Source organism: Mesorhizobium kowhaii (genome assembly GCF_042431665.1).
GTDB lineage: Bacteria > Pseudomonadota > Alphaproteobacteria > Rhizobiales > Rhizobiaceae > Mesorhizobium > Mesorhizobium kowhaii.
This window is the reverse complement of record NZ_JBHLYT010000120.1, coordinates 1-10,122: the sequence shown is the minus strand read 5'-3', so window position 1 is coordinate 10,122 and position 10,122 is coordinate 1. Positions and strand designations below refer to the sequence as shown.

Genomic DNA, 10,122 nt, shown 5'->3' with positions numbered 1-10,122 from the left:
GCGGCCGTCGCGTCGCCGGGCGTGCCGTTGGCCACACCGGAGGCTTCCGTCACCGAGGTGTCCTCGACGCCGTTGACCGTGATCACCGCCGCGTCGTTGGCGCCGGTGAACTTAACGTAGGTCGTGGCCCAGCTCAGCGTGCCATTACCGAGCCGAATGGCGTAGGTCAGTTTGTCGTAAAGAACCTGCCCCTCCGCAAGTGCCTGGACTTGCGCATCTATATCCACCTTGTTGTAGTGGATCGCACCATCAGTACCTATCCAGATACGGGCACCTAGAGCACTCGTGTCAGTGGTCCCGACGAGCCCTAGACTATTAGTGGAGTATGTTGCGTCACGCGCGAGCAGGTCCGTCGGAGCAGCTATCTTTGTTGAGGTCGATGCACTCGTTCCGTCATCGATGGTTAGAGCAGTTTGGCCGCGCCTCCCTGATCATTGGCCATGACATTCAGGATCAGGACGCCAGTGGCATCTTCCGAAAAGAGAAAAAGGTCGTCACCTGCCTGCGGCGTGTTGGAGAACGACGTCGTGGTCCCACCGGCACCGGCGATTTGAGAAGTAGCCATTTTTAACCCCCTGTTTGTCTGGAGAACAGACGCCCCAACATCTGTTTATCGACCGTAATGAACGACTGACTGCTTTCTGCCGAAATTGGTGTGCGATCGGCAGACGAATTCCGGTAGGGGGTGGTTGTCAGCTTCGTCCAGGGAGCCGCCCAACGTACCGCCCTACGACCAGCCAGCATAAGCTTGGCGGCTGTTCGCAGACGGGTGGTGGCTCAATGATGACGACTGCGGCGACATTTATCGCCACGCTACGTTGCCCTTACCCCCCCATAGCGACGCCTAGCTCGTTGGTTGCCTTTCAGGAGCCAGATTTAGGCGACGCTTATATTAGGGCATTATTAACCCTAGTAGAAAAGAAGCGTCAACGTCCAATTGGAGGAACGGTTAATAGCCGAGTCAAAACATCCGTACGGTCATAGCCGGCCGGCAAAACTCGGCGCACGCCAAGCCAAGCGCGCGCCCAAGTCGGAATAGGCGGCTACCAGCTCGCTTTATCCGAGACGATGGCGCGTTTGTCACTGAATTGACGCGCGTATCGATGTCCGCTTCGGGTCGATATTGTTGAAAAAGTCTGCGTCCTGGCGGCCAATGGCATTTGCATGGAATGGCATTTCGCGAATATCACTAAAAGTGGATCCCGACTCCACACGATGCGGTGCTGTGGCCCAGTGTTAGATCTTCACAAACCGATAGGCGAAGCGATCGGTCTCGCCCTTGATCGAGGGATCGAAGACCTTGATCGAGTGCTGATCGTCCTTGTTCGCGAGCATGGTGCTTTCCGCGTCCAGCACGAAGCCGGCCGCCTCCACCTCCTCGCGAACGGATGCAGGGTCGATCCGATGCAGCGCCTGGGTGTCGCTCGTGCCCGACCCAGCGGCGGCGGCGTGGTCGACGATGACGAAGGACCCACCGGGCTTCAGCCGCTCGTAGACAGCTCGATTAAAGTGGGCCGCCGTCGCGCCCCTGGCCTGAATCAGCTTGGTGTGGAGATCGTGGTAAAACAGGTGCAGCCACAGGATATCCGCGGGTTGCGTGACCTGCGGCATCGCCACGAGGTCCGCCGAGACGGCTTCGACGTTCTCCCGGCCCGGCTCCTTCGCGAGCGTCCGCATGCTGCCGACCGGATCGTTCTTGAAGTCGGCGACTTCGGCCGGCACGAAGCTGTAGACCCGCCCCTCTGGTCCGACGATGTCGGAGAAGAGGCGCGTCCAATCGCCGTCGCCTGGGTAGACGTCAATGACAGTGGAGCCCGCATCTACACGTGCGAACCGGATCAACTCGGATACCTTGGATTGGTCGTACATCGGAATCTCCTTTACGGTTGGGCATTCAACGAGAGCGCGGCGTGCGAGGGGGCGATCCACGGCTGATCCACCGTCTACCCCGAACCGATGGCCGCAGATGGCCAGCGCTATGCAGGCCCGGACGCGTCCATCTGCGCGGCTCGGGCCAGTGCTTGCGTGTCGACGTATTCACGGATGTTGGTCAGTCTACCGTCCCGGACCGTGATGGCGAAGATCCAGTCGTCCTCGAACGTCTTGTTCGTGGCTTTGATCTTCCCCCGGGCGAAGCCGACGACCAGCACCCGGTCCCCCTGCGCTACGAATTCCCGGGGTTCGGTGGACGTTTCTATCGACTTGGATGCCGTCTCAAGAAAATCCGTTAGCCCGGCGTGTCCGCGGTGCGTTCCGGCCAGCGGCCAGTCTTTGCCGGGGATGATCCACTCGATGTCTTCGGCGACCAGCGCCAGCAGACCCTCCCTGTCGCCGCGGCCGATCGCGGCGAAGAAGTCCTTCACGGTCTGGATATTCTTCTCGGGGCTCACAGTAATTTCTCCATTTTGCTCGGATCGGATCGCGCTCGATCCGATCCGTGCATCGTGTCCCTGCCGGTGGGACGTCGTGTTCATCAGTCCAACTTGACCAAGTCCTTGAAGATCAGCCGGCCCCAGCTATTTCCGCGCGCCTGGACTAGCAATCCGCCTTCCGAAAGCCCGCCAAGTTCGATCGGCGCGAAACCGAGCTTTTCCGCAAGCACACCAATCTCCGCTGCGGCGTCGTCGTCGTCGCTCGCCAGGAACACGACCCTCCTGCCACCATGCACGGCCGGATCCTGGTCAAGGACGGCAGCGACCAGATGGTTGAAGCCCTTGACTAGTTTTGCACCAGAGAATGCCTGCGCGATGAACTTGGAAGAAGGCTGTCCCCCCAGTTTTTCAGGAGGCACGCCGTAGGCATTGGTCACATCGACGATGGTCTTCCCCTGCCAGGTGGCGAGCGCCTTCGCGACCTCCGGGTGCGCTTCGAAACGGACCGCTAAAAAGATGATGTCCGCCTTGACCGCTTCCGCCAGTGTTTTGGGGATGATCGTGGGTCCGATCGCGGCCGCATCGGATGCAAAGCTTTCCGGGTCGCGCGTGGTTGCCACGGACACTTCGATGCCCTTGCGGGCAAACGCCTTGGCCAGGGCCTTGCCGATATTGCCGAAGCCGATAAGTGCGTAACTCACAATGTTTCTCCTATCTTGTATTGGAACTAAAGTTTGAGAAGCGGGGCCACTACTGGCGGGGCTGAAGGGCCAGCCACGGGACCGCGCCGGGCTCAGACCTGCGCCATGCCTCCATCAACGGCGAGATCCACACCGGTGATGTAAGAACTATCATGGGAGGCGAGGAACGTTACAGCAGCCGCGATTTCCTCTGGTTTGCCCCTGCGACCCATTGGGATCTGTGAAGCAAACTGGGCGACCGCTTGCTCGGCTTGCTCAGGGGTAAGGCCCGTCGTTGTCTCCAAGGCGGGGGTCTCGATGGCTCCGGGACTCATCGTATTCACTCGGATTTTGCGGTCTTTCAGCTCTAGAGTCCAAGCGCGCGAGAAGTTGCGCACTGCCGCCTTACTCGCGGCGTATGTGCTAAACCCCGGCAACCCCAACACGTTCGAAACCGAAGAATTCAGAATAATCGAACCGCCGTCTTTGAAGAGGGGAAGGGCCTTCTGCACCGTGAAGAACAGCCCCTTCACGTTCACGTCGAAGGTCTGGTCAAAGTGGGCCTCAGTAGCTACTGCGAGCGGTGCGATTGTCCCCGCGCCAGCGTTCGCGAAGAGAACGTCGATGTGACCATGTTTCTCTTTCACGATGGCATAGAGCCGGTCCAGATCTTCCAAGCGTGACACGTCGCCCACGACCGTCGTAATATTACTCTTGATGAAGGCTGCAGCCTCCTTCAACTCTTTCTCGCGTCGCCCGGTGATCACGACGTGCGCACCTTCCTCCACGAAGCGCTTGGCGGTGGCCAACCCGATCCCGCTGCTTCCGCCCGTGATGACTGCGACTTTGCCTTCAAGTTTTTTCATGATGTTCTATCCTTCGTTGTGTGCCCAGACGCGGGATCGAGCCGGGGTCAGAGCTGCGCCAGGCCGCCGTCGACGGCGACCTCGCTGGCGGTCATGAAGCTGCTGTCCGACGACGCGAGAAAGGCAGCCACTGCCCCGATCTCCGCCGGATCGGCCATGCGCTGGAGCGGAGTCATCGCGCCGTAGGCCTTCTGGCCCTCCTCGCCCAGCGCTTCCTTCGCGAGTTCGGTCGCCGTCGCCCCTGGCGACAACACGTTGACCCGGATGCCGGTGCCCTTCAGGTCCTCCGCCCAGGTCCGCGCCAGATTGCGCACTGCCGCCTTGCTCGCGCTGTAGGCAGTGAACCCCGGAGCGCCCGTGGTGCCGGCGCTCGATCCCGTCAGGATGATCGAACCGCCCGGGCCCATCAGCGGCAATGCCTTCTGGACCGTGAAGATCGTACCCTTCACATTGGTGTCGAAGGTTTCGTCAATATGCTCGGCGGTGATCCGGCCGAGCGGAAGCGGGCCTCCGGCCCCGGCATTGGCGAAGACGATATCGAGGCTTCCACGCTCGGCTTTCACCGCCGTGTAGAGCCGGTCGAGGTCGGCCTCATTCGAGACCGAGCCTTTCACCGCGCGGGCATTGGGCCCGAGGTCCGCCACAGCAGCGTCGAGCGCTTCCTGTCGGCGACCGAAGATGAAGACGAAGGCGCCTTCCTCGACGAATCGCTTTGCTGCGGCGCGGCCGATGCCGGTGGCGCCGCCCGTGATGACGGCGGTCTTTCCATTCAGTCTGGTCATGTCGTGCATCCTTCCAGGCTTCCGCCTTGGTCGTTCGGGAACGCTCCCGAGACCCCCAACATGGGTCTGCCGGGGTCAGGCGTTGAGTGCGGAAGGGCGCACATCGGTGGTGCGAAATCGATCCGGTACAGCTATTAACTGGAGCCGCGACGATAAGGTTCCGCCGTTCGGAATTGGGCCTCGATCGTCGACAAATGTTAGGATGGCCGTCCTGTACTGTTGTACGATAAGTTAGGGCATTGGAAGGCGCACCGCGTGGTGCGGGATTGCACCATGATCGACTGGGATGACGTTCGCTACTTTCTTGCCGTCGCACGCGGAGGCTCGGTTCGGGCCGCCGCCAAGCGCCTCGGGGTGAATCACGCGACCGTGCTGCGACGCATCGCCCAACTCGAGGACCGCCTCGGGGCGCACATGTTCGAGAAGCTGCCTTCGGGCTACCGCCTGACGGCAGCGGGCGAGGAAGTCCTCGAGCTCGCAGAACAGATGGAAGTGTCGTCGCACCAGCTGGAGACGCGCGTCTTCGGTCGTGACCAGAGCGTGCGCGGGCTTCTGCGGGTAACGTTGGCTCCGACCCTCGCGACATACCTGCTCATGCCGGACTTCGCCGATTTCGCGCGTCTGCATCCGGACATCGAGATGGAAATCTTGTCGTCCGGCGAGCTGGCAAATCTGACCAACCGAGAGGCCGACGTCGCGATCCGCGTCGTCTACAATCGCAAAACCCTGCCGCTCAATCTTCACGGCCTGAAGGGACCGGAGCTGTTCGGCGGCGTCTACATGTCCCGGGATCGACTAGCCGCTTGGCGTACGGGGGCGCCTGATCCCATCCGGTGGATCGTCATAAGCAGTCATGGAATCCCGGATTGGGTCCGCGAGGTTCGCACCACGGGAGTTCCATTCAGGACCACGGACGGCGAGGCGCAGATCGTTGCTGTACGGCAAGGGATCGGGATGACGACACTGCCGTGCTTCGTCGGAGATGCCGACCCCCTGCTGGCGAGGGTGCCGGGCACCTCCCTGCACATGTACGGAACGGTTTGGCTTCTCACACAGGGGGAGACACGCAAGACGAAGCGCGTGCGGCTCTTCACGGAGTTCGTATCCCGCAGGCTCGCCGCGCACACTCCGCTTCTCGCGGGGCTTTCTGTATCGCGCGAGTAACCGCCGTCAGGTCGCGGCGCTGCTTTCCGTGGATGACTTACCCACAGTAGCTTTATGAACCTGTCAGTGAGGACGTGGCGTCGGTGGTTCAGCCTAAATCAACGTTCAAGGCGATGTCCCACAGGTCGCGCCATGCTCCGTGAGCAATTCCCTGCTCCACCGGTAGAAGCCGACGCAGAACTCACAGCGGCATAAGAATGCGTTGCATCTGTTGAAGGCGGGCTCGATGCGCCAAGAGTTGTCGTCTTTGGCGACGGTGCAGCCGTCGCCGGCCATATGACCGAATGGCGGCTTATAGCAGCAAAGAATTTCGCACGAATGACGGAATGGCGGCGCAAAGCGGTCATCATCGCCTGAGCCCTTCATTGGCAGCTTCGGGTCACGACGAGAAGTCCGCGGTGACGGCGCCGGCATTCTCCTCAGGTCTCGATCCGACGGGGTCGCGGGTGCAACAAGCTGTTGCACAACTCTGCTATCCATAACGCCCATGCCTGACCCGAACTACCTCACCCCTGAAGAAGTCATCGCTCGCTATCGCGGACAGGTAAGCGAAGGGACTCTTCGCAACTGCCGTTGCATGCGGATCGGGCCATCGTTCCTCAAGATCGGCAAAGCAATCCTCTATCCGAGCGGCGAGTTGGATCGCTGGGACAAATCGATCCTCGTCGTCTGCAGACCCACACGCGAACTGCCGCGGGAAAAGGCGGCACCGCCAGAGTAGCAGCGAGGCTGTTCAGTCGTTCCGAGGTCGCTGGCTAGATAGATAAGCGTTTGGAGTCCGTGGTTGATCGGGACGCCAGAGTACTGAGCAAATGCGATCATGCCCAAGCGTGGAAGATCACCAGTGGGCGAATAAATGCCACGGTGAATGCGGCCAACCACTCACCCGCGGATACTGCTGCCCGTGCTCGTGAGGGAACCCTCAACGTGTATGCACCGTTAAGACGATTGCCAGGGAGAATCGCCATGAATAGCGCGGACCCGACCCACCGAATTCAGCCTGAAGTGCGCGCCGCAATTAGCGCCTTCCTCAACGAGGTCCAAAGAGACCCGAAATCATTTGCTCTCTCGGAAGCCCTAGCAGCAATAAGACAGATCTTTCCTGAACTGGAAATCTCCGACGCCGATCTTGCCGACGCCATCGCGAGCGAAGCTCTATCGGCTGGCGTCGGCATTGAGTTCGACGTGCTTAAGACGCGTAAGGCGCTCGAACGGAGGGCGATCGAGCGATGGGAGAATGAAGGCGGCGCTAGCGGAAGGAAGAAGAACACAGATCGGGCTCAAAGCGACGCGGCGCATCGAGCTAAAACCACTGACACCAATGGCACGAGGCGACGGGCAAACGAATCTAAGGAGCGGCATCGGTTGATCTAGCCAAGTCACTTCCTTAAGCCGCCTCTTTCTTCCACCGGCGTTCGCTGCGCTTGGTAGCCAAGGGCGGTCGCCGATCAAGAACTCCATCAACGCAATAGCGCCCCGTGTCTGACTCGAACTACCTCACTCTTTAAGACGTCATCGCTCACTACCGCGGACAGCTGAACGAAGAGACGCTTCGCAACTGGCGTTGCATGTGGATCGTCAGCTCAGCGTCGTACACTGGGCGAGCGCGCCACATGGTGTCTTCGTACTGGGCTCATATGCTCAATAGAAAGGCCGGACTGTTAAGCCCGGCCAATTATGCCACTACAGTCTCGATTTCCGCCAGCCAGCTTTGCGGGCGGCTGCTTCAGAGCAAAACCACCGCTCCCCCTTCCAAAGGCTTATAAGTGTCTGCCAGTAGTATTCCTGTCCGGGGAACATGGTAGATGCGCTCACCTGCGTTGTAGCTGATATTGCCCTTGATGTTGCAGCTTACGAGAGGTGGGCCGATTTCAAGGGTCAGCAAGTCGGCCAGGAATGCGCCGCCCGCAAAGATGGACACCCACCACGACGGGTTGCCAGAACGACGACGGCGTTTGCCGGCGGTACCCTTGCGCCACGGTCCAGAGCGATTGTCGTAGGGGTGCTTGTCCACGCCCCTCTTCCACCAGGGCAGAATGCGACCTCTTGCCGTTTGGAGTACAGATGCGGCTAGTTCACCGGCCCTGTGGAGCGCCAATGCTTGAATGTGGCACCGTGCTTTCATCCCCTACCACCCTGAATTCCTGTATGCTTGGCGCAAAGGAACGACCAAAAATGGCCTTCACTGTCATCTGGTACGGAAGACAGGGCATCGTCGACAAGGAGACGTTCGACGCCGAGAAGACTGCGAAAGACCATGCAATCTCGATGTTCCAGACCCGAAAAGGTGACGATGGAATCGTCGCCGTTGAAGTTCGTAACGACAACGGCGCTGTGGTCTTTAGCCATGCGGAGAGCTAGCGATGGCCATCCGGTCTCGCGCAGTCGCTACCCAACCGTAGGGGCGGCTTCACCGGCCCTGTAGAGCCCTACAAGATCCAAGGGGCGGTCTGGACTTCCTTCACCGTTTGCAGAAGCACCTGATTCAGAGCCACCAGTGCACGGTGGCGATCTGAACTGGACGAAATTCTCGGCTACTCTGTTAGCTTGATTTGCCTGCCGGCTGAATGTCGACTTTGACCCAAGCGGACATCGGCACTCATGCCACGACCACCCTACGCGGTAGCGACGCACCACCACGATGCGGCATTGGGGCGGAGAGCCAGCGGTCGGCCTCAATATGTGCTTAGGCTCGGCGATCACGACTCACCGATGTCGACGACGGTCGCCAGGTCGCAGATCATCTGAGAGTGGAACATCACGGGCCGGCCGTCCTGCGGATCAATTCCGAAGGAATGCGTCATGGCGGGCTCGAAGGCGCCGAGCGCATCCTGCTCCGCGTTGGGCTTGTCCCAGTCCTCATAGCGGTGCTCCGCGCTTGCCTTGTCCATCTGCTCCCCCATCCGCCGGCTATCGCAAAATGACAGCAAGGGCGGCAACGGCCCGGCTACCACAGTCGAATACGCGCCCGGGAGCGGTCGACCCGAACCAAGCGCAAGACAGGCATATGTTTCGCAGCTAATGTTCCAGCGCTGCAGGAGACAACAGCCGATGAAGAGCCAAGAAATTCTGGCCAACACCATCCGTCTCGGCCCGGTTCATCTGCGCGTCGTCGACATTCCAGCTTCCCTACCGGTCTGGCGTGACGTGGTCGGCCTCTCGACCTTGACCAGGGACGGCGGGATCGCCGAACTCGGCGTCAACGGCAAGATCCTTATTGTGCTGCACGCCGGGGCAACAACCGTCCTGCCGTCAAAGTCCCGCGATCTTTTTCATGTCGCCATCCATGTCACGACACGCAAGGAATTGGCCCGGGTCGCCGCCCGGCTGCGGGCCTCCAGCCTGAGGCACAGCGCCCAGGATCACCTGATCTCGGAATCCCTTTACGTTTCCGACCCTTCCGGCAACGGGATCGAGATCTGCTTCGACACACCCGGGCGCTTCGCTTCTAGGGAAGAGATGGCTGGCGGCGGTGTTTCGCTTGTCGCCAAGGACGGCACAAGGCATTCCGGGCTCGAACCTCTGGATATCGATCGATTGCTGCAGGAGCTCGACCCGGCGGACCGTGTCAAAGTTCCGCTGGCGGCGGATACCTTCATCGGTCACATTCATATGCGCGCACGGTCGCCCGAAACGCTGATGGCGTTCTACCTCGGCGTGCTTGGCTTCAGGCCACATATGCAGTCTGCAACGTTTGGCCTGTTCGACTGCGGCACCGAGGAACGCGCACACATGGTGGCGTTCAACATCTGGGCTCGCGACGAGCTGAAGGAGCCACCAGTCGGGGCGGCAGGTCTGGAGCATTTTACCGTCGTGCTTCCCACCCGGGAAGACCTCGCGGCCGTCGCGCGACGTCTCGGCGACGCGCACGTTCCCTGGCTGCAAACGGGCGGGGCGCTGGACCTCTCCGACCCTGAGGGAAACCGCCTGCGGATGGTGCTCGCAAGCGACTGATCTGACGGCTGTAGGCCTGAACCGGGGGGGGGACAATGGCGATAAGGGTAATCGGAACGGGCTTTGGCCGGACAGGAACGGATTCGATGCGCGAGGCGCTGACGATCCTTGGCTTCGGCCCCTGTCACCACATGTTCGAAGTCATGGCCAATGAAGACCAGAAGCGGCTTTGGCGTGCGCTGGCGCAGGGCGCGACACCAGACTGGAACCAGCTGTTTGCGGGCTACGCGTCCTGCATCGATTGGCCCTCGGCGCACTATTGGCGTGACCTGATTGAGTTCTACCCGGACGCCCGGGTTATCCT

15 protein-coding genes are annotated in these 10,122 nt (G+C 60.6%); 6 read left to right on the top strand and 9 right to left on the bottom strand.

Annotation, left to right across the window (positions count from 1 at the left end; genetic code table 11):
- The 7 genes from ACFFNA_RS35725 to ACFFNA_RS35695 form a co-directional block, all read right to left on the bottom strand.
- On the bottom strand, nt 1-242 hold a 242-nt coding region (locus ACFFNA_RS35725), incomplete at its 3' end, for a VCBS domain-containing protein (RefSeq protein WP_378924653.1).
- 161 nt (nt 243-403) lie between these two features.
- Nucleotides 404-565 (bottom strand): hypothetical protein, encoded by a 162-nt coding sequence (locus tag ACFFNA_RS35720; protein ID WP_378924651.1) that lies wholly within the window; start codon nt 563-565, stop codon nt 404-406.
- 671 nt (nt 566-1,236) lie between these two features.
- Nucleotides 1,237-1,869, bottom strand: coding sequence for a class I SAM-dependent methyltransferase (locus ACFFNA_RS35715; RefSeq protein ID WP_378924649.1), 633 nt, complete (start codon nt 1,867-1,869; stop codon nt 1,237-1,239).
- A 107-nt stretch (nt 1,870-1,976) separates the two neighbouring features.
- Nucleotides 1,977-2,390 (bottom strand): nuclear transport factor 2 family protein, encoded by a 414-nt coding sequence (locus tag ACFFNA_RS35710; protein ID WP_378924647.1) that lies wholly within the window; start codon nt 2,388-2,390, stop codon nt 1,977-1,979.
- An 83-nt stretch (nt 2,391-2,473) separates the two neighbouring features.
- Complete coding sequence (locus ACFFNA_RS35705) at nt 2,474-3,073, bottom strand: NADPH-dependent F420 reductase (RefSeq protein ID WP_378924645.1); 600 nt, start codon at nt 3,071-3,073, stop codon at nt 2,474-2,476.
- Nucleotides 3,074-3,165: 92 nt separating this feature from the next.
- Nucleotides 3,166-3,918: an SDR family NAD(P)-dependent oxidoreductase gene (locus tag ACFFNA_RS35700; protein ID WP_378924643.1), complete on the bottom strand. Its 753-nt coding sequence runs from the start codon at nt 3,916-3,918 to the stop codon at nt 3,166-3,168.
- Between the two features lie 47 nt (nt 3,919-3,965).
- Nucleotides 3,966-4,700, bottom strand: a complete 735-nt coding sequence (locus ACFFNA_RS35695; protein ID WP_378924641.1) for an SDR family NAD(P)-dependent oxidoreductase — start codon at nt 4,698-4,700, stop codon at nt 3,966-3,968.
- A gap of 273 nt (nt 4,701-4,973) precedes the next feature.
- Between ACFFNA_RS35695 and ACFFNA_RS35690 the strand changes: the two genes are divergently transcribed.
- From ACFFNA_RS35690 to ACFFNA_RS35680, 3 genes are all read left to right on the top strand, one after another.
- On the top strand, nt 4,974-5,864 hold the full coding sequence (locus ACFFNA_RS35690; protein WP_378924639.1) for a LysR family transcriptional regulator: 891 nt from the start codon (nt 4,974-4,976) through the stop codon (nt 5,862-5,864).
- Nucleotides 5,865-6,351: 487 nt separating this feature from the next.
- The gene (locus ACFFNA_RS35685; protein WP_378924637.1) at nt 6,352-6,585 is read left to right on the top strand and encodes a DNA-binding protein; all 234 of its coding nucleotides are present in this window, start codon (nt 6,352-6,354) and stop codon (nt 6,583-6,585) included.
- A gap of 245 nt (nt 6,586-6,830) precedes the next feature.
- Nucleotides 6,831-7,238, top strand: coding sequence for a hypothetical protein (locus tag ACFFNA_RS35680; protein WP_183459610.1), 408 nt, complete (start codon nt 6,831-6,833; stop codon nt 7,236-7,238).
- A 352-nt stretch (nt 7,239-7,590) separates the two neighbouring features.
- Here the strand turns inward: ACFFNA_RS35680 and ACFFNA_RS35675 are convergent, their stop codons facing one another.
- Nucleotides 7,591-7,878 carry a hypothetical protein gene (locus ACFFNA_RS35675; protein WP_378924635.1) on the bottom strand — a complete coding sequence of 96 codons (288 nt, stop codon included), beginning with the start codon at nt 7,876-7,878 and terminating at the stop codon, nt 7,591-7,593.
- A 161-nt stretch (nt 7,879-8,039) separates the two neighbouring features.
- On the opposite strand from ACFFNA_RS35675, the gene ACFFNA_RS35670 reads away from it, so the two are divergent.
- Nucleotides 8,040-8,225: a hypothetical protein gene (locus tag ACFFNA_RS35670; RefSeq protein WP_111549063.1), complete on the top strand. Its 186-nt coding sequence runs from the start codon at nt 8,040-8,042 to the stop codon at nt 8,223-8,225.
- 338 nt (nt 8,226-8,563) lie between these two features.
- On the opposite strand, the gene ACFFNA_RS35665 is transcribed toward ACFFNA_RS35670, so the two are convergent.
- Nucleotides 8,564-8,755 (bottom strand): hypothetical protein, encoded by a 192-nt coding sequence (locus tag ACFFNA_RS35665; RefSeq protein WP_146606224.1) that lies wholly within the window; start codon nt 8,753-8,755, stop codon nt 8,564-8,566.
- Between the two features lie 160 nt (nt 8,756-8,915).
- On the opposite strand from ACFFNA_RS35665, the gene ACFFNA_RS35660 reads away from it, so the two are divergent.
- Nucleotides 8,916-9,818, top strand: a complete 903-nt coding sequence (locus ACFFNA_RS35660; RefSeq protein WP_378924632.1) for a VOC family protein — start codon at nt 8,916-8,918, stop codon at nt 9,816-9,818.
- Nucleotides 9,819-9,904: 86 nt separating this feature from the next.
- Nucleotides 9,905-10,122 (top strand): sulfotransferase (locus tag ACFFNA_RS35655; protein ID WP_378921672.1); only part of this gene is annotated, 218 nt, incomplete at its 3' end.